Origin of the sequence: Kitasatospora sp. NPDC096077, from assembly GCF_040303245.1 — a bacterium.
Classification (GTDB): Bacteria; Actinomycetota; Actinomycetes; order Streptomycetales; family Streptomycetaceae; genus Kitasatospora.
In genome coordinates, this window is sequence record NZ_JBEOSV010000015.1 from 1 (window position 1) to 21,698 (window position 21,698).

1 pseudogene is annotated in these 21,698 nt (G+C 77.4%); it reads left to right on the forward strand.

Annotated elements, in window-relative coordinates:
* Positions 1-136 precede the first annotated feature (136 nt).
* Positions 137-21,691 (forward strand): annotated as a pseudogene (locus tag ABTZ03_RS16145) (type I polyketide synthase); the annotation flags it as partial.
* Positions 21,692-21,698: the final 7 nt, after the last annotated feature.

Below are 21,698 nucleotides of genomic sequence, written 5' to 3' on the forward strand. Positions count from 1 at the left end.
CCCACCCAGCCCACCGCGTTGTGACCCGGTGTGTTGGTTTTTGTGTTTTGTTATCTGCCGCTCGGCGCCCCCCCCCCGCCGGGCCCCCCTCGGCGCCGACCGGGACGAACTGCTGGCCGCGCTGGCCGCGTCGGCCGTAGGGGAACCGGCCGCCGGCCTGGCCGAGGGCGAGAGCGGCGGCGGCCGGCTCGCCCTGCTGTTCGCCGGCCAGGGCGCCCAGCGCCTCGGTGCCGGACGTGAACTGGCCGCCCGCTTCCCGGTGTTCGCCCGGGCGCTGGAGGAGGTGCTGGCCGAGTTCGGCCCCCGGCTGGAGCGCCCGCTGCGCGAGGTCCTGTACGGCGCGGACGAGCGGCTGCTGAACCGGACCGGCTGGGCCCAGCCCGCCGTCTTCGCGGTCGAGGTCGCGCAGTTCCGGCTGATCGAGTCCCTGGGCGTACGGCCCGACCTGCTGCTCGGCCACTCGATCGGTGCCGTCGCCGCCGCGCACTGCGCCGGGGTGCTCACCCTGGCCGACGCCTGCGCCCTGGTCGCCGCCCGGGCCCGGCTGATGGACGCGCTGCCCGAGGGCGGTGCCATGGTCTCGGTCGAGGCCACCGAGGCGGAGGTGCTGCCCCGGCTGGTGCCCGGCGTCGCCGTCGCGGCCGTCAACGGCCCCCGGGCGGTGGTCCTTTCCGGCCTGGAGGACGAAGTCCTGCGGATCGCCGGGGAGTTCGCCGCCGAGGGCCGCCGGACCAAGCGGCTGAGCGTCTCGCACGCCTTCCACTCGCCGCTGATGGAACCGATGCTGGCGGACTTCCGCCGGGCCGTCGCCGGGCTGGCGTTCCACCCGCCGCGCATCCCGCTGGTCTCCGACTCCACCGGCGAACCCGCCACCGAGGCCGAGCTGTGCTCCCCGGAGTACTGGGTCGAGCACGTGCGGCGCGCCGTCCGCTTCGCCGACGCCGTCCGCACCGCCCGGGCGGCCGGCGCCGCCACCTTCCTGGAGCTCGGCCCGGACGGCGTGCTCTCCGCGCTGACCGAGGAGATCCTCACCGAGGACACCGAGGTCGGCCACACCGCCGTGACGGCCGTCCCGCTGCTGCGGGCCGGCCGCCCCGAGGAGCGCTCCACCGCCCTGGCCCTGGCCGCCCTGCACGTCCGCGGCCACGCCCCGGACTGGGCCGCCCTGTACGCGGGCACCGGCGCCGGGAACACCGAACTGCCCACCTACGCCTTCCAGCACGAGCGCTACTGGCCCGGGGCCGAGCCCGGCGCGACCACCCCGGCCGCCGACCCGGCCGACGCCGCCCTGTGGGGCGCCGTCGAGCGCGGCAGCGCCGCCGAACTCGCCGGGCTGCTCGGCCTGCGCGACGAACAGCACGCCGGCCTGTACGCCCTGCTCCCCGCCCTCGCCGACTGGCGCCGCACCCGGCACGAGAAGTCCCTGCTGGACGCCGCCCGCTACCGGGTGCGCTGGCAGCCCGTCCGGCCGGCCGCCGCGCCCGTGCTGGACGGTACCTGGCTGGTGGTCACCGCCGACGGCGTCGACGACACCGAACTCCTCGCCGCCCTGCGCGGCCACGGCGCCCGGCTGGAACGGCTGGTGCTCGACGGGAGCCGCCTCGACCGCGCCGAACTCGCCGACCGGATCGACGGGTTCGGCTCCCTCGCCGGCATCCTGTCGCTGCTCCCGCTGGCCGACCGGCCCACCCCAGGAGCCGGCCTGCCGACCGGCCTCGCGCTGGGCGCCCTGCTCGCCCAGGCGCTCGGCGACCTGCGCTCGGCCGTCCCGCTGTGGACCGTCACCCGGGGCGCCGTCTCCACCGGACCGGCCGACCCGCTCACCAACCCCGTCCAGGCCGCCGCCTGGGGCCTCGGCCGGGTGGCCGCCCTGGAGCGGCCGCAGGCGCCCGGCGGGCTGGTCGACCTGCCGCCGGTGCTGGACGCGCCGACCGTGCAGGGCCTGGTCGGCGTCCTCGCGGGCGGCGGGCAGCGCACCGGCGAGGACCAGATCGCGCTGCGCGGCACCGCCGCGTACGGCCGCCGCCTGGTCCGCTACGCCGTCGACGAGCTGCCCCGGGCCGAGGAGTTCAGCGCCGACGGCACCGTGCTAGTCACCGGCGGCACCGGCGCGCTCGGCGCCGAGGTCGCCCGCTGGCTGGCCCGGGCCGGCGCCCGGCACCTGCTGCTCACCGGCCGACGCGGCGCGCAGGCGCCCGGCGTCGCCGAACTCGTCGCCGAACTCGCCGAGTCCGGGGCCACCGCCACCGTGCTGGCCTGCGACGCGGCCGACCGGGAGGCGCTCGCCGCCGCCCTCGCCGCCGTCCCGGCCGAGCACCCGCTGACCGGCGTGGTGCACGCCGCCGGGGTCGGCCAGGCCGCCCCGCTGGCCGACACCCCGGTCGAGGAACTGCACCGGCTCACCGCCGCCAAGCTGCACGGCGCCGCCCACCTGGACGCCCTGCTCGCCGACCGGGACCTGGACTTCTTCGTCCTGTTCTCCTCCGTCGCCGGGGTCTGGGGCAGCGCCGGGCAGAGCGGCTACGCCGCCGCCAACGCCTACCTGGACGCGCTCGCCGAGAACCGCCGGGCCCGCGGCCTGACCGCCACCTCGATCGCCTGGGGCCCGTGGGCCGGCGCCGGGATGGCCGCCCACGAGGCGGTCTCCGACGGGCTGCGCCGCCAGGGGCTGCGCTTCCTCGCCGTGGAGACCGCGCTCACCGAGCTGCGCCGGGTGATCGTCCACGAGGACGCCGCGGTGACCGTCGCCGACGTCGACTGGGAGCGTTACGCCCCGGTCTTCACCGCCGCCCGGCCCAGCGCGCTGTTCGACGAACTCCCCGAGGTCCGCGCCCTGGCCCGGACCGCCGCCGCCGACACCGGCGCCGCCACCGACCTGGCCCGCCGGCTGCGCGGGCTGGCCGGGCCCGAGCGGGACCGGCTGCTGGTGGACCTGGTGCGCCGGGAGGCGGCCGTGGTCCTCGGCCACGGTTCCGCCGACGCCGTCCCGGAGAAGCGGGCCTTCCGCGACGCCGGGTTCGACTCGCTGACCGCCGTCGAGCTGCGCAAGCGGCTGGCCGCCCTGACCGGGCTGTCACTGCCCAGCACCCTGGCCTTCGACCACCCCAACCCGCGCGCCCTGGCGGTCTTCCTGCGGGACGAACTGATCGGCACGGACACCGAGCTGACGACTCGTCAGATGAGTGTGATCGATCCCGCCGAACCGATCGCGATCGTCGGCATGGGCTGCCGCCTCCCCGGCGGCGCGGCCGACCCCGAGCAGCTCTGGCGGCTGGTCGCCGAAGGCGCCGACGCCACCTCCGAGTTCCCGGAGAACCGGGGCTGGGACACCGGCCTCTACGACCCCGACCCGGACGCCAACGGCCGCACCTACTCCACCCGGGGCGGCTTCCTCCACCAGGCCGGCGACTTCGACGCCGCCTTCTTCGGCATCTCCCCGCGCGAGGCCCTGGCCATGGACCCCCAGCAGCGGCTGCTGCTGGAGACCACCTGGGAGGCCTTCGAGTCCGCGGGCATCGACCCGTCCTCGGTGCACGGCAGCGCCACCGGCACGTTCATCGGCTCCACGTACCAGGAGTACGGGCTCGGCATGGACGACAGCTCCGCCGGGCACGCCGTCACCGGCACCAGCCCGAGCGTGCTCTCCGGCCGACTCGCCTACCTGCTCGGCCTGGAGGGCCCGGCCGTCACGGTCGACACCGCCTGCTCCTCCTCACTGGTCGCCCTGCACCTGGCCTGCCAGTCGCTGCGCGGCGGCGAGAGCAGCCTCGCACTGGCCGGCGGCGCCACCGTGATGACCAACCCCAACGCCTTCATCGCCTTCAGCCGCCAGCGCGCGCTGGCGGCCGACGGCCGCTGCAAGCCCTTCTCCGAGGCCGCCGACGGCATGACCCTCGCCGAGGGCGTCGGCGTCCTGGTGCTGGAACGGCTCTCCGACGCCGAGCGCAACGGCCACCCGGTGCTCGCGGTGATCCGCGGCTCGGCGATCAACCAGGACGGCGCCTCCAACGGCCTCACCGCCCCCAACGGGCCCGCCCAGCAGCGGGTCATCCGCGCCGCCCTCGGCAACGCCGGCCTCACCGCCGCCGACATCGACGCCGTCGAGGCGCACGGCACCGGCACCGCCCTCGGCGACCCGATCGAGGCCCAGGCGCTCCAGGCCGCCTACGGGCGCGACCGCGACCCGCGGCGCCCGCTGCTGCTCGGCTCGGTGAAGTCCAACCTCGGCCACACCCAGTCGGCGGCCGGCGTCGCCGGGGTGATCAAGATGGTCCAGGCGCTGCGGCACGGACTGCTGCCGCGCACCCTGCACGCCGACCAGCCCTCCTCGCACATCGACTGGACCCCGGGCACCGTCGCCCTGCTCCAGGACCCGGTCGCCTGGCCGGCCGGCGAGCGGACCCGCCGCTGCGCGGTCTCCTCCTTCGGCATCAGCGGCACCAACGCCCACGTCCTGCTGGAGGAGGCGCCGGTCCCGGCGGAGGCGCCGGCCGTGGTCGCCGCCGCCCCGGTCGGCGCGGACACCGCCGACGGGCCCGTCCCGTGGGTGCTCTCCGCCCGCACGCCCGCGGCGCTGCGCGCCCAGGCCGCCCGGCTGGCCGAGCACCTGGACGCCGGGCCGGACCCGCGCCCGCGCGACGTCGCCCACGCCCTGCTGACCACCCGGACGCTGTTCGAGCACCGCGCCGTGGTGCTCGGCACCGACCCGGCGGAACTGCGCGCGGGCCTGACCGCGCTCGCCGCCGGGACCTCCGCGCCCAACACCGTGCACGGCCTCGCCGAGGGCGTCGGCCGGACGGTCTTCGTCTTCCCCGGCCAGGGCTCCCAGTGGGCCGGCATGGCCGCCGAACTCCTCGACGAGTCACCGGTGTTCGCCGAACGGCTGGCCGAGTGCGCGGCCGCGCTGTCGGCGCACGTCGACTGGTCGCTGCTCGACGTGCTGCGACAGGCCGACGGCGCGCCCGCGCTGGACCGGGTGGACGTGGTGCAGCCCGCCACCTTCGCCGTGATGGTGGCGCTGGCCGACCTCTGGCGCGCCCACGGCGTCCACCCGGACGCGGTGGTCGGGCACTCCCAGGGCGAGATCGCCGCCGCCGTGGTGTCCGGGGCGCTGTCCCTGGAGGACGGCGCCCAGGTGGTCGCCCTGCGCAGCCGGCTGATCGGCCGGGTGCTGGCCGGCTCCGGCGGGATGGTCTCGGTGCCGCTGTCGGCCGCCGAGGCCGAGGAGCGGCTGCGCGCCCACGGCGGCACGGTGGGCATCGCCGCCGTGAACGGCCCGAGGACCGTCGTCGTCGCCGGACCTGCCGAGCAACTCGACACCCTGATGGCCGCGTTCGAGGCCGAGGAGGTGCGCGCCCGGCGGATCAGCGTCGACTACGCCTCGCACTCGACCCAGGTCGAGCTGCTCGCCGGGGAACTGGTGGCGGCCCTCGCCCCGATCCGCCCGCGCGCCGCCGAGGTGCCGTTCCACTCCACCGTCACCGGGGAGCGGCTGGACACCACCGCGCTGGACGCCGACTACTGGTACCGCAACCTGCGCCAACCGGTGCGCTTCGACCCGACGATCCGCGAACTGATCGCCCAGGGCCACGAGTTGTTCGTCGAGATCAGCCCGCACACGGTGCTCACCATGGCGATCGAGGCCACCGCCGAGGACTGCGCCGGCCGGGCCGTCGCCGTCGGCACCCTGCGCCGTGACAAGGGCGACCGGGCCCGCTTCCTGGGCTCGCTCGCCGAGGCCTGGGTGCGCGGCGCCCGGGCCGACTGGTCCGGACTGCTGACCGGCGCCCGCACCGTCCCGCTGCCCACCTACGCCTTCCAGCACGAACACCTGTGGGCCGTCACCCCGCGGCCCGGCGGGGAGCCCGAGGACGGCGAGTTCTGGAGCGCCGTCGAGGAGGCCGACGTCGAGACGCTGGCCGCCCGGCTGCGCATCGACAGCGGCGCGCTCGCCCCGGTGCTGCCCGCGCTCACCGACTGGCACCGGCGCCGACGGGACCGCTCCACGGTCGGCTCCTGGCGCTACCGGGCGGTCTGGAAGCCGCTCGGCACTGCCCCCGCCACCGCCGGCTCCGCGGCCCGGCTGGACGGGACCTGGCTGCTCGTCACCACGGACACCGGCGCGGACCAGGACGTCGTCCAGGCGCTGACCGCCCACGGCGCCCGGGTCGAGCACCTCGTCCTGGACGACGACTGCACCGACCGGCAGCACCTCGCCGAGCGGCTCGACCAGTGCCTCGCCGCCCTCGACGCCGCTGGCGCCGCCGGGCCCGCCGGGATCGTCTCCCTGCTCGCCGCCGCCGAAGCGCCCAGCGAACGCCACCCGGCGCTGCCCGAGGGCCTCGCCCTCACCCTCGCGCTGGTCCAGGCCCTCGGCGACACCGGCCGGGACGCACCCCTGTGGTGCCTCACCCGGGACGCCGTGGCCGCCACCCGGGGCGACCGGCTGGCCAACCCGCTGCAGGCGCAGGTCCACGGCCTCGGCTGGACGGCCGCCCTGGAGCACCCGCAGCGCTGGGGCGGGGTGGTCGACCTGCCCGAACGGCTCGACGAGCGCGGCGGCGAACGGCTGGTAGCCGTGCTGGCCGGCGCCCTCGGCGACCGCGGCGAGGACCAGGTGGCGATCCGCCCGTCCGGCGCCTACGTCCGCCGGATCGTCCGCGCCGAGCCGGCCACCGCCCGCCCGGCGGCCCGCCCGGCTACCGGCACCGGCACGTCGGCCCCGCGCGGCACCGTGCTGATCACCGGTGGCACCGGCACCCTGGCCCCGCACCTGGCCCGCCGGCTCGCCGCCGACGGCGCCGAGCGGATCGTGCTCACCAGCCGCCGCGGCCCGGACGCCCCCGGCGCCGCCGACCTGCTCGCCGAACTCACCGCCCTCGGCTGCCAGGCCGTCATGGTCGCCTGCGACCTCACCGACCGCGACGCCGTCGCCCGGATGCTCGACGCCCTGGCCGCCGACGGCCACCCCGTGCGCACCGTGGTGCACACCGCCGCCGTCATCGAACTGCTCTCCATCGAGGAGACCACCCCCGAGGCCTTCGCCAAGGTCCTGCACGCCAAGGCCGCCGGCGCCCGGCACCTCGACGAGCTCCTGCCCGACGACCAGCTCGACGCCTTCGTGCTGTACTCCTCCACCGCCGGTTTGTGGGGCAGCGGCCGGCACGCCGCCTACGTCGCCGGGAACGCCTACCTCAACGCGCTCGCCGAGCACCGCCGCGCCCGCGGCGGCCGGGCCACCGCCGTCTCCTGGGGCATCTGGTCCGACGACCTCAAGCTCGGCCGGGTCGACCCCGGCCAGATCCGCCGCAGCGGCCTGGTCTTCATGGACCCGGCCCTCGCCCTGGACGGGCTGCGCCAGGCCCTGGACGCCGACGAGCGGGTGCTCGCGATCGCCGACGTCGACTGGGAGCGCTACCACCCGGTCTTCACCTCCGGCCGCCCCACCGCGCTGTTCGAGGACGTCCCCGAGGTGCGCCGGCTCGCCGAGGCCACCCAACGCACCGCCGGGGACGGCGAGTTCGCCGCCAGGCTGCGCGCCCTGCCGGCCGCCGAGCAGGAGCGCCGGCTGCTGGACCTGGTCCGCGCCGAGGCGGCCACCACGCTCGGCCACGCCTCGCCCGAGGTGCTCTCCGAGCAGCGGGCCTTCCGCGACGTCGGCTTCGACTCGCTCACCGCCGTCGACCTGCGCAACCGGCTGGCCGCCGCCACCGGACTGACCCTGCCCAGCACGCTGGTCTTCGACCACCCCGACCCGCGCGCCCTGGTCCGCCACCTGCGCGAGCGGATCGCCGGCACCACGGCCGCCGCCGGCCCGGCCGCCACCGGTTCGGACACGCCCGGGAACGCCCCCGCCACCCGGGACGAACCGATCGCGATCATCGGCATGAGCTGCCGCTACCCCGGCGGCGTCGGCTCGCCCGAGGAGCTGTGGCAGCTGGTCGCCGACGGCGGCGACGCCGTCACCGAGTGGCCCGCCGACCGCGGCTGGGACACCGAGGGACTGTACGACCCGGACCCGGACACGCCCGGCCGCACCTACTCGGTGCGCGGCGGCTTCCTGCGCGAGGTCGCCGACTTCGACGCCGCCTTCTTCGGCATCTCCCCGCGCGAGGCCCTGGCCATGGACCCGCAGCAGCGCCTGCTGCTGGAGACCGCCTGGGAGGCGGTCGAGCGGGCCGGCCTCGACCCGGCCGCGCTGCGCGGCAGCCGCACCGGCACCTTCATCGGCGCCAGCTACCAGGACTACAGCCCCGGCGACTCCGTCCAGGACGGCGCCGAGGGCCACCTCGTCACCGGCACCATCCCGAGCGTGCTGTCCGGCCGGATCTCCTACACCTTCGGCTTCGAGGGACCGGCCGTCACCCTCGACACCGCCTGCTCCTCCTCGCTGGTCGCCCTGCACCTGGCCTGCCAGTCGCTGCGCAACGGGGAGAGCACGCTCGCCCTGGCCGGCGGCGTCAGCGTGATGGCCACCCCGAACGCCTTCGTCGGCTTCAGCCGCCAGCGCGCGATGGCCGCCGACGGCCGCTGCAAGGCCTACGCCGAGGCCGCCGACGGGATGAGCCTCGCCGAGGGCGTCGGCCTCGTCCTGGTCGAGCGGCTCTCCGACGCCGAACGCCTCGGCCACCCCGTGCTGGCGGTGGTGCGCGGCTCGGCCGTCAACCAGGACGGCGCCTCCAACGGGCTCACCGCCCCCAACGGGCCGTCCCAGCAGCGGGTCATCCGCGCCGCGCTCGCCGACGCCCGGCTGACCGCCGGCGAGGTCGACGTGGTGGAGGGGCACGGCACCGGCACCGCCCTCGGCGACCCGATCGAGGCCCAGGCGCTGCTGGCCACCTACGGCCAGGACCGTGAACTCCCGCTGCTGCTCGGCTCGGTGAAGTCCAACCTGGGCCACACCCAGATGGCCTCCGGCGTCGCCGGGGTGATCAAGACGGTGCTCGCCCTGCGGCACGGCCGGGTCCCGGCCAGCCTGCACATCGACCGGCCGTCCAGCCACGTCGAGTGGAGCGACGGCGCCGTCGAACTGCTCACCGAGGCCCGGGACTGGCCGGACACCGGCCGCCCCCGCCGGGCCGGCGTCTCCTCCTTCGGCCTCAGCGGCACCAACGCCCACGTGGTCCTCGAACAGGGGCCCGCGTCGACCCCGGCACCCGCCCCCGCGGAGGGCGGGACGCTGCCCGTCGTGCTCTCGGCCCGCACCGAGGAGGCCCTGCGCGGCCAGGCCGACCGACTGCTCACCGCCCTGGACCGGCAGCCCGAACCGCCGCTCGCCGACCTGGCGTTCTCGCTCGCCACCACCCGGGCCGCGCTCGACCGGCGCGCCGCCGTCAGCACCGGCGACCGCGCCGGGCTGCGCCGGGCCCTCACCGCCCTGCGGGACGGGCTGCCCGACGCGGCCCTGGTCACCGGCCGGCCCGTCGGCGGCGGCCTGGCCTTCCTGTTCACCGGGCAGGGCAGCCAGTACGCCGGCATGGGACGCGAGCTGTACCAGCGGTACCCGGTCTACGCCGAGGCGCTGGACGCGGTGCTCGCCCGCTTCGACCTCGCCTCCGAACTCCCGCTCCGGGACATGCTGTTCGCGGCGGAGGGATCGGCGGAGGCGGCCCTGCTGGACGACACGGGCCTCGCCCAGCCGGCGCTGTTCGCGCTGGAGGTGGCGCTGTACCGGCTGGTGGAGTCCTGGGGCATCCGGCCGGACTACCTGGTCGGCCACTCGATCGGGGAGCTGGCGGCCGCGCACGTGGCCGGGGTGTTCTCGCTGGAGGACGCCTGCACCCTGGTCGCCGCCCGGGCCCGGCTGATGTCGGCGCTGCCCGGCGGGGGAGCGATGGTCTCGGTCCAGGCGACGGAGGAGGAGGTGCTGCCGCTGCTGACGGACGGCGTCTCGATCGCCGCCGTCAACGGCCCGCGCGCCGTCGTCCTCGCCGGAGAGGAGGGCGAAGTCCTGCGCATCGCAGCGGAGTTCGCCGACCGGAAGACCAAGCGGCTGCCCGTCTCGCACGCCTTCCACTCGCCGCTGATGGAGCCGATGCTCGACGCCTACGCCCGGGTCGCGGCCACCCTCACCCCGCAGGCCCCGACCGTCCCGCTGATCTCGACCGTGACCGGCGCCCCCGTCGGCGCCGAGGAACTCGGCGCGCCCGACTACTGGACCCGGCAGGTGCGCGGCACCGTCCGCTTCGCCGACGCCGTCCGCGCCCTCGCCGAGCGCGGCGCCGGCCTGCTGCTCGAACTCGGGCCGGACGGCACGCTCACCGCCGCCGCCCGGGACACCCTCGGGGACGACGGCGCGCTGCCCGGCGCCCCCGCACTGCGCCGCGGCCGACCCGAAGTCCCCACCCTCAACGCCGCGTTGGCCACCCTCTTCGTGCACGGCAGCCGGCCGCAGTGGTCCGAGGTGTTCGCCGGTACCGGCGCCCGCCGCACCGACCTTCCCACCTACCCCTTCCAGCGGCAGCGCTACTGGCCGACGGCCGGGCGACCGGTGCCGACCGCGGGAGCCGACCCGGTGGACGCCGCGTTCTGGGCTGCCGTCGACCGGGGCGACCTGAGCGCCCTGGACACCGGACTCGCCCTCGACCCGGACACCGTCGCCGCGCTGGCCGACTGGCGCCGCGGCCGCCGCGAACGGTCGACGGTCGACGCCTGGCGCTACCGCGCCGCCTGGACCCCGCTGGACGGCGCCGCGACCGAACGGCCGTCCGGCCGCTGGCTGGTGCTCACCCAGGACGACGCCGGCTGGGCGGAGGGGCTGGTCGACGGAGTGACCCTGCGGGTCTCCGGCGACCGGGCCGCGCTCGCCGAACAGCTGTGCGCCGAACAGCTGGGCGACGCCGGGCAGTTCACCGGCGTGCTGTCCCTGCTCGCCCTCGGCGACGACCCGCTCGCGGCCACCGTCACCGCCGTCCAGGCCCTCGGCGACGCGGACCTCACCGCCCCGTTCTGGTGCCTCACCCGGGGCGCCGTCGCCACCGGCCGCTCCGACCGGCCCGCCGATCCCCGGCAGGCCGCCGTCTGGGGCCTCGGCCGCTCCGCCGCGCTCGAACTGCCCACCCGCTGGGGCGGGTTGATCGATCTGCCGGAGCAGTTTGACCTTCAGGGTCGGCCCGACGACACCGTGCTGCGCCGACTGGCCGCCGCGCTCGCCCGCATGGACGGCGAGGACCAGCTCGCCGTCCGCGCCTCCGGCACCTTCGCCCGCCGCCTGGTCCGGTACCCGCTCGGCGAGCGCCCGGCCCCGCGGCCGTACACGCCGCGCGGCACCGTGCTGATCACCGGCGGCACCGGCGGGATCGGAAGCCAACTCGCCCGCCGGCTCGCCGAACAGGGCGCCGAGCACCTGCTGCTGCTCGGCCGGCGCGGGGCCGACGCCCCCGGCGCCGAACAGCTGCGTGCCGACCTCACCGCCCTCGGGGCCGAGGTCACCCTGGCCGCCTGCGACGCCGCCGACCGCGAGGCCCTCGCCGCCGTGCTCGCCGCGATACCCGCCGACCGGCCGCTCACCGCGGTGTTCCACGCCGCCGGAGTGGTGGCCGACGGGACCCTGGACACCCTGGACGCCGAGCGCTTCACCGAGGTGTTCCGGCCCAAGGTCGACGCGGCCCGGCACCTCGACGAACTGACCCGCGCGGCCGAGCTCGACGCCTTCGTCCTGTTCACCTCCACCGCCGGCACCCTCGGTGCCGCCGGCCAGGCCAACTACGCCGCCGCCAACGCCCACCTGGACGCCCTCGCCGAACAGCGGCGCGCCGAGGGCCGCCCGGCCACCGCGATCGCCTGGGGCCCGTGGGCCGGCCAGGGCATGGCCGGAGCCGGCAGCGGAGTGGAACAGCGGGTCCGCCGCGGCGGCTACGCGCCGATGGCCGCGCAGCGCGCGCTGGCCGCCCTCGGCCACGCCCTCGACCACGAGGACACCGCGCTCACCGTCGCCGACATCGACTGGCAGCGCTTCGCCGCCGTGTTCACCGCGCAGCGCCCGTTCCCGCTGATCGCCGACCTCGCCGACCACGCCGACCTCGTCGGGTCGGACCGGCGCCGCGGCGGGGCCGCCCCGGAGACCGGACTGCGGCAGCGGCTCGCCGACCTGCCCGAGCAGGCCCGGCAGCGCTTCCTGCTGGACTTCGTGCGCACCCGGGTGGCGGCCGTCCTCGGCCACTCCGGCGGCGAGGGGATCGGCGCCGACCAGGCCTTCACCGACCTCGGCATGGACTCCCTCACCACCGTCGAACTGCGCAACACCCTGACCGCCGCCACCGGGCTCACCCTGCCCGCCACCCTGGTCTACGACCACCCGACCCCGGCCGACCTGGCCGCCCACCTGCTCGCCGAACTCCTCGGCGACCTGCCGGAGACCGGCCCGACCGCCGCCGTGCGCCCGGTCACCGACGACCCGGTCGTGATCACCGGCATGGCCTGCCGCTTCCCCGGCGGCGTCCGGACCCCCGAGGACCTGTGGCGGCTGCTGAGCGACGGCACCGACGCCGTCCGCCCGTTCCCCACCGACCGCGGCTGGGACCTCGACGCCCTCGGCCGGGGCGGCTCGGCCACCCTGAACGGCGGCTTCCTCGACGACGCCAGCCGCTTCGACGCCCGCTTCTTCGGCATCTCGCCGCGCGAGGCCCTCGCCATGGACCCGCAGCAGCGCCTGCTGCTGGAGACCTCCTGGGAGGCGCTGGAGCGCTCCGGCGTCGCCCCCGACCGGCTGCGCGGCAGCGACACCGGCGTGTTCGTCGGCACCAACGGCCAGGACTACCTGACCGTGCTGCGCCGCGGCACCGCCGACGTGCGCGGCCACGCCGCCACCGGCAACACCGCGAGCGTGCTGTCCGGCCGGCTCTCCTACACCCTCGGGCTGGAGGGCCCGGCCGTCACCGTGGACACCGCCTGCTCCTCCGCGCTGGTGGCGCTCCACCTGGCCGCCCGCGCGCTGCGCGCCGGGGAGTGCTCGTTGGCCCTGGCCGGCGGCGCCTCGGTGATGTCCAGCCCGGACGCCTTCGTCGAGTTCACGGCGCAGGGCGGACTGGCCGCCGACGGCCGCTGCAAGGCCTTCGCGGACGCGGCGGACGGCACCGGCTGGGCCGAGGGCGCGGGTGTGATCGTGCTGGAGCGGCTCTCCGACGCCCGCCGCAACGGGCACCCGGTGCTGGCCGTCCTGCGCGGCAGCGCCGTCAACCAGGACGGCGCCTCCAACGGGCTGACCGCGCCGAACGGGCGGGCCCAGCAGCGGGTGATCCGCGCGGCGCTGGCCGACGCGGGCCTGACCGCCGCCGAGGTGGACGCCGTGGAGGCGCACGGCACCGGCACCGCCCTCGGTGACCCGATCGAGGCGCACGCGCTGCAGGCCGCCTACCGGCCCGGGCGTGAACTGCCGCTGCTGGTCGGCTCGGTGAAGTCCAACCTGGGCCACACCCAGGCGGCGGCCGGCGTGGCCGGGGTGATCAAGACGGTCCAGGCGCTGCGGCACGGACGGCTGCCGCGCACCCTGCACGTCGACGCGCCCTCGCGGCACATCGACTGGACCGGTGGCGCCGTCGAGCTGCTGACCGAGGCCCGGGAGTGGCCGGAGACCGGCCGCCCGCGCCGGGCCGGTGTCTCGGCCTTCGGGGTCAGCGGCACCAACGCCCATGTGCTGCTCGAAGCGGCGCCCGCGCCGGAGACGGCTCCGGGAGCGGCGGTGGCGGCCGGTGCCGCGCTGGTGGCCGGTGCCGCGCCGTGGGTGGTCTCGGCCAAGTCCGAGGCGGCGTTGGACGCTTCGCTCACCGGGCTCGGCGCGGTCGAGGGGGCGTCCGCACTGGACGTGGCGCACTCGCTGGCCGCCGGCCGGGCCTCGCTCGCCCACCGGGCGGTACTGCTGGACGGCGTCGAGGTCGCGCGCGGCCGCGCGACGGACCGGCCGGCGGCCTTCCTGTTCTCCGGGCAGGGCTCGCAACGACTCGGCATGGGGCGGGAGTTGTACGTCCGGTTCCCGGTGTTCGCCGAGGCCTTCGACGCGGTCTGCGCCCGGCTGGACCAGCACCTGGACCTGCCGCTGCGGGACGTGGTGTGGGGCGCGGACGCGGACCCGCTGAACGGGACGGCCTACGCCCAGGCGGGGTTGTTCGCGGTGGAGGTGGCGCTGTTCCGGCTGCTCGAATCGCTGGGTGTGCGGCCGGAGTTCGTGGCCGGGCACTCGATCGGCGAGGTCGCGGCGGCGCACGTGGCCGGGGTGTTCTCGCTGGCCGACGCGTGCGCGCTGGTGGCGGCCCGGGGCCGGTTGATGCAGGCCCTGCCGGAGGGTGGGGCGATGCTCGCGGTCGAGGCGACCGAGGAGGAGGTCCGGCCGCTGCTGGGCGAGGTCCTCTCGATCGCCGCCGTCAACGGGCCGAGCTCGGTGGTCGTCTCCGGTGCGGAGCAGGCCGTCGCGGTGGTCGAGGCGCACTTCGCCGAGCGGCGGACCAGCCGGCTGCGGGTCTCGCACGCCTTCCACTCCCCGCTGATGGACCCGATGCTGGACGACTTCCGTACGGTCCTCAACGGCCTGACATATCAGGCGCCTTCGCTCCCGGTCGTCTCCAACCTGACCGGCGGGACCGACGGGGACCTGCAGTCGCCCGAGTACTGGGTGCGGCACGTCCGGGAGACCGTCCGCTTCGCCGACGGCATCCGCGCCCTGGTCGCGGCGGGAGCCGGCGCCCTGCTGGAACTGGGCCCGGACGGCGTGCTCAGCGCGCTCGCCCAGCGGTCCACCGGCGACCACGACTGCGTGGCCGTCCCGCTGCTGCGCCGGGACCGGCCGGAGGAGACCGCGCTGGTCACCAGCCTGGCCCGGGCCCACGTCGCGGGCGTACCGGTCGACTGGACCGCCCTGCTGGCCGGCACCGGCGCCCGCCGGGTCGACCTGCCCACCTACCCGTTCCAGCGCGAGCGGTACTGGCCCGAGCGGGCCCCCGAGCCCGCCGCCGCCGGCGACCCGGCGGACGCCGCCTTCTGGTCCGCCGTCGAGCGCGCCGACACCGCCGCGCTCGGCACCGCCCTCGGCCTGGACGACGACACCACGCTCGCCGCCCTGCTGCCCGCCCTCTCCACCTGGCGCCGCCGGCAGACCGCCCGGACCGACGCCGACCGGCTGCGCCACCGCGTCGTCTGGCGGCCGTACCCGGCCCCCGCCGGACCGGACGCCCTCCCGGGCGGCTGGCTGGCCCTGCTGCCGACCGGCCGGGACGGCGACGACCCGTGGACGGCGGCGGTGCTAGGCGCCCTCGGCGCCGAGGTGCTCCGCCTCGAAGCCGCCCGGGACGGCCGCGCCGCCCTGGCCGAGGCGCTCGTCCCGCTGGCCGGAACGGTCACCGGGGTGGTCTCCCTGCTCGCCGCCGAGGACGCGCTGCCCACCGGGCTCGCCCGCCCCGACGAGCTGCTCGCGGCTCTCGGCGAGGCCGGAGTCGAGGCGCCGCTGTGGTGCCTCACCCGGGGCGCCGTCGCCGTCGGCGACACCGAGGCCCCGGTCGGCGCCGCCCAGGCGGCCGCCTGGGGCATCGGCCGGGTCACCGCGCTCGAACACCCCGGGCGCTGGGGCGGTCTGATCGACCTCCCGGAGGCGCCCGACGCCCGCACCGGCGCCCGGCTGCGCGCCCTGCTGACCGCCGCCGACGGGGAGGACCAGCTCGCCCTGCGCGCCTCGGGGGCCTTCGCCCGCCGCCTGGTCCGGGCCGCCACGGACGCCGACGCGCGCCCCTGGACCCCGCGCGGCACCGTGCTGCTGATCGGCGACCCGACCGGCCACGCGGCGCCCACCGCCCGCTGGCTCGCCGCCACCGGGGCCCGGCAGGTGGCGCTGCTCACCGAGGACCCCGCGACCGACGCCGCCGTCGACCGGCTGAGGGAGGAACTCGCCGAATCCGGAACCGAGTTGAGCGTCATCCCGGGCACCCCCGGTGACCCCGCCGCCCTGGCGTCCGCACTCGGACTGCCCGAACTCACCGCCGTCCTGCACACCGGCCGCGCGGCCGAGGCGGACACCGCCGACGGTCGACTCGCCGGACTGCTCGCCGACCTCGCGGCGCTGGACACCGCCCTCGGCGACCGGCCGCTCGACGCCTACCTGCTGTTCGGGTCCATCGCCGGCACCTGGGGCGTCAAGGGCCGCGCCGAGGAGGCCGCCGCCGGCGCCCTGCTGGACGCCGCCGCCCAGCGCCGCCGAGCCGCCGGACGGGTCGGTCTCGCCGTCTCCTGGGGCGCCTGGGCCGGCCGTACGCCCGACTCCCTCGCCGCGCACCTGCGGGCCAACGGGCTGCCGCCCATGGCCCCCGAGCGCGCGCTGACCGCCCTGGCGGCGGCCGTCGACGGCCCGGCCGCCGTCACCGTCGCCGAGGTGGCCTGGGAGCGCTTCGCCCCCGCCTTCGCCGAGACCCGGCCGACCCGGCTGTTCGCCGACCTGCCCGAGGCCCGGGCGGCCGCGGACACGGTCGCTGTCGCGGACGGGACGGCCACCGACGGGACGGGCCGGGCACCCGGCTCCGCCCGGGCCGAGGCGCTGCGCGCCGAACTGCGCACCCGGTCCGCCGCCGAACGCACCGAGACGCTGCTCGCGCTCGTCCGGGCCGAGGCGGCCGCCGTACTCGGGCACACCGACGCCGACGACGTCCCCGCCGGACACCCGTTCAAGGACCTCGGCTTCGACTCGCTGACCGCCGTCGACCTGCGCAACCGGCTCACCACGGCGACCGGCCTGCGGCTGCCCGCCACCCTGGTGTTCGACTACCCGACCCCGGCCGCCATGGCCGCCCACCTGCGGGCCCGACTCCTCGACGAGGAAGGCGAGACGGAGCGCCCGGTCGCCGCGGTCGACACCGACGACCCGATCGTGATCGTCGGCATCGGCTGCCGCTACCCCGGCGGCGTCCGCTCGCCCGAGGACCTCTGGCAGCTGCTGCTCACCGGGACGGACGCGATCGGCCCGTTCCCGACCGACCGCGGCTGGGACCTCGACCGGCTCGCCCACGGCGACCGGGACGGCCGCGGCCGCAGCGTCACCGGGCACGGCGGATTCCTGTACGACGCCGCCGAGTTCGACGCCGCCTTCTTCGGCGTCTCGCCGCGCGAGGCGCTCGTCGTCGACCCGCAGCAGCGCATCCTGCTGGAGACCGCCTGGGAGGCCCTGGAGCGGGCCGGGATCGACCCGGCCGGCCTGCGCGGCGGCGACACCGGCGTGTTCGTCGGCGGCGGCAGCGGCGACTACCGGCCCTCGATCGGCCAGCTCGGCCACGTCGAGACCGCCCAGTCCGCGAGCCTGCTCTCCGGCCGGCTCTCCTACACCCTGGGCCTGGAGGGGCCCTCCGTGAGCGTGGACACCGCCTGCTCCTCCTCGCTGGTGGCCCTGCACCTGGCCGCCCAGGCGCTGCGCGCCGGGGAGTGCTCGCTCGCCCTGGCCGGCGGCGTGACGGTGATGTCCAGCCCGGTCGGCTTCGTGGAGTTCGGCGAGATGGGCGCGCTGTCCCCGGACGGGCGCTGCAAGGCCTTCGCGGACGCCGCCGACGGCACCGGCTGGTCCGAGGGCGTCGGAGTGCTGGTGGTCGAGCGGCGCTCCGACGCCGAACGCCTCGGCCACCGGGTGCTGGCCGTCCTGCGCGGCTCGGCCGTCAACCAGGACGGCGCCTCCAACGGCATCACCGCGCCCAACGGCCCGTCCCAGCAGCGCGTCATCCGGCGCGCCCTGGCCGGGGCCGGACTGACGCCCAGTGAGGTGGACGCCGTCGAGGCGCACGGCACCGGCACCCGGCTCGGCGACCCGATCGAGGCGCAGGCGCTGCTCGCCACCTACGGGCAGGACCGCGAACGGCCGGTGCTGATCGGCGCGTTGAAGTCCAACCTGGGGCACACCCAGGCCGCCTCCGGGGTGGCCGGGGTGATCAAGATGGTGCTGGCCATGCAGCACGGCCTGCTGCCGCGCACCCTCCACCTCGACACCCCGTCCGCCCATGTGGACTGGACGGCCGGCGCCGCCGAACTGCTCACCGAGGCCCGGGACTGGCCGACGACCGGCCGGGCGCGCCGGGCCGGGGTCTCGGCCTTCGGGGCCAGCGGGACCAACGCCCATGTGATCCTGGAACAGCCGACGGCGGCCGACGCGCCCGCTGCCGAGCCGTCCGTCGCCGAGCCGTCCGTCGCCGAGTCGGCCAACGGCGGGACGCTGCCCGTGCCGCTCTCCGCCGCCACCCCGGCGGCCCTGCGCGACCAGGCCGCCCGCCTGCTCGACCGGCTCACCGGGGACCCCGGCCTGACCGCCCGCGACCTCGGCCACTCGCTGGCCACCACCCGCACCCTGCTCGACCACCGGGCCGTGCTGCTCGCCGCCGACCGCGCGGAGCTCGTCCGGGCCCTGGGCGCCCTCGCCGACGGGCAGGGCGACGGCACCGCCGTCCAGGGCGAGGCCCGCAGCGGCCGGACCGCCTTCCTGTTCCCCGGCCAGGGTGCGCAACGCCCCGGTGCCGGAAAGGAGTTGTACGCCACCTACCCGGTGTTCGCCGAGGCGCTGGACGCCGTCCTGGCCGGCTTCGAGGGCCGGCTCTCCGGTCCGCTGCGCCCGGTGCTGTTCGCGGCGGAGGGGTCGGCGGAGGCCGCCCTGCTGGACGACACGGGCTTCGCCCAGCCGGCGCTGTTCGCCCTGGAGGTGGCGCTGTACCGGCTGGTGGAGTCCTGGGGCCTGCGCCCCGACTTCGTCCTGGGCCACTCGATCGGGGAGCTGGCGGCCGCACACGTGGCCGGGGTGTTCTCGCTGGCGGACGCCTGCACCCTGGTCGCCGCCCGGGCCCGGCTGATGTCGGCACTGCCCGGCGGGGGAGCGATGGTCGCCGTCGAGGCGACCGAGGCGGAGCTGCTGCCCCGGCTGACCGACGGCGTCTCGATCGCCGCCGTCAACGGCCCGCGCGCCGTCGTCCTCTCCGGGGACGCGGACGCCGTCGAGCGGATCGCCGCGGGCTTCGCGGCCGAGCGGCGCAGGACTAGGCGTTTGCGGGTGAGCCATGCGTTTCACTCCGTACACATGGACGCGATGCTCGACGACTTCGAGCGGGCGGCCCGGGGCATCGCCTACTCCGCCCCGCGCATCCCGCTGGTCTCCAACCTGACCGGTGAGCTCGTCACCGGGGCGGCCGGGGCGGACTACTGGGTCCGGCACGTCCGGGAGGCCGTCCGCTTCGCCGACGGCCTGGCCACCCTCGCCGACCGCGGGGTGCGCCGACACCTCGAACTCGGCCCGGACGGCGTGCTCTCCGCACTCGTCCAGGCCGCGTCGGACGGCTCGGCTTCTTCGAACGGCTCGGACGGCTCGGACGGCTCGGACGGCCCGGTCGAGCAGGCCGATCCCGCCCGCCCGGTGGTCACCGCCACCGCGCTGCGGCACGGCCGCGACGAGCGGACCACCCTGCTCACCGCCGTCGCCCGGCTGCACGTCGACGGGCTCGCCCCGCACTGGCCCGCCGTCTTCGAGGGCACCGGCGCCCGCCGGGTCGACCTGCCCACCTACCCGTTCCAGCGGCAGCGCTACTGGGCGGATCCCGCCGCCGCGCCGGCCCCGGCCGCCGCCCCCGACGGGGAGTTCTGGACCGCGCTGCGCACCGAATCCCTGGACGCGCTCGCCGACACCCTCGACGTCGACGGCGACGCGCTCGCCAAGGTCCTCCCGGCGCTGCGCGACTGGCAGGACCGGCGCGAGGAGCGGGCCGCCGTGGACGGGCTGCGCCGACGGATCGTCTGGCAGCCGCTCGACCGGGTCCGCTCCGGCGCCCCGACCGGCAGCTGGCTGGCGGTCCTGCCCGCCGACCGGGGCGACGGGGCCTGGACGGACGCCGTGCTCGGCGCGCTCGGCCCGGACACCGTCCGGCTGACCGTCGCGGCCGACGCCGACCGCGCCCGGCTCGCCGGGCAGCTCGCCGAACTCCCGCTCCCGGCCGGTGGTTTCGCGGGCGTGGTGTCGCTGCTGGCACTCGACGAGACCATGGTGGACGGCGCCCCCGGCGGACCGGCCCGGACCGCCACCCTGCTCCAGGCCCTCGGCGACGCCCGGATCGGCGCCCCGCTGTGGTGCCTCACCCGCGAGGCCGTCGCGGCCGCCCCCGGTGACCTCGTCACCGGCCTGCCGCAGGCCGCCGTCTGGGGCCTCGGCCGGGTCGCCGCGCTCGAACTCCCGCAGCGCTGGGGCGGGTTGATCGACCTGCCCGGAACCGTCGACCGGGACACCGCGGCCCTGCTGGCCGCCGTGCTGGCCGACCCGGCCGGGGAGGACCAACTCGCCGTCCGCCGCACCGGCCTGCTCGCCCGCCGCCTGGCCGCCACCCCCGGTGGATCCGGCGGCGCCCGGGACGACCAGGGCGCCTGGGAGCCCACCGGCACCGTGCTGATCACCGGCGGTACCGGCGCGCTCGGCGCCGAGGTCGCCCGCGGCCTCGCCGCCGCCGGGGCCCGGCACCTCGTCCTGCTCAGCCGCCGGGGCCCCGACGCGCCCGGCGCGGCCGAACTCCGCGCGGACCTCACCGCCGCCGGGGCGGCCGTCACCATCACGGCCTGCGACGCCGCCGACCGGGAGGCGCTCGCCGCCGTCCTGGCCGCCGTGCCCGCCGACCACCCGCTCACCGCCGTCGTCCACGCCGCCGGCGTCCTCGACGACGGGGTGATCGACGGCCTCGACCCGGCGCGCTTCACGGCCGTCCACCGGGCCAAGGCCGCCTCGGCCCTGCTGCTCGACGAACTGACCGCGGACCAGGACCTGGCCGTCTTCGCCCTGTTCTCCTCCGCCTCGGCCGCCGTCGGCAACCCCGGCCAGGGCAGCTACGCGGCCGCCAACGCCGTGCTCGACGCGCTCGCCGAGCGCCGCCGGGCCCACGGCCGCGCGGCCACCTCGATCGCCTGGGGCGCCTGGGGCGGCGCCGGCATGGCCGCCGACGCCCGGGCCGCCGAGGCCGCCCGGCGCACCGGCATCCGGCCGCTCGACCCGGCCGCCGCCGTCACCGCACTGCGCCGGACCGTCCTGGACGACGCCCCGACCACCCTGGTCGCCGACGTCGACCCGGAGCGCTTCGTGCGCGCCTTCACCGCCGTCCGGCCGAGCCGACTGATCGCCCAACTCCCCGGCTACACCGAGCCGCAGGGCCCCGGCACCGACCCCGGGAACGGCCGCGGGCTGTGCGCCGAACTCGCCGGGCTCACCCCGGCCCGTCGGGCCGCCGCCGTGCTCACCCTGGTCCGCACCCGGGCCGCCGAGGTGCTCGGGCTGCCCGGCATCGAGGCGGTCGGCCCGGACAAGGCCTTCCGGGACCTCGGCTTCGACTCGCTCGGCGCCGTCGAACTGCGCAACCGGCTCGGCGCCGCCACCGGCCTCGACCTCTCCCCGACCCTGGTCTTCGACCACCCGAGCCCGAGCGAGCTCGCCGAGCACCTGCTCGGCCTGCTGGTCACCGGGGCCGACCGGTCCGGGGCGGACGCGGAGCCCGAGCGGGACCGCCTGCGGGCCCTCGTCGAGTCCGTCCCGTTGGAGCGGCTGCGGCGCAGCGGCGTGCTGGACGTGCTGCTGAAGCTCGCCGACGGCGGGCCCGCCGACGACGCGGACGGCGGTGCCGACGGTGCCGGCGACGGTGACGAGGCCATCGACGCGATGGACCTGGACGACCTGGTGCAGGCCGCCCTGCGCAACGACCCCGACCACGCCCAGGACTGACGGAGCA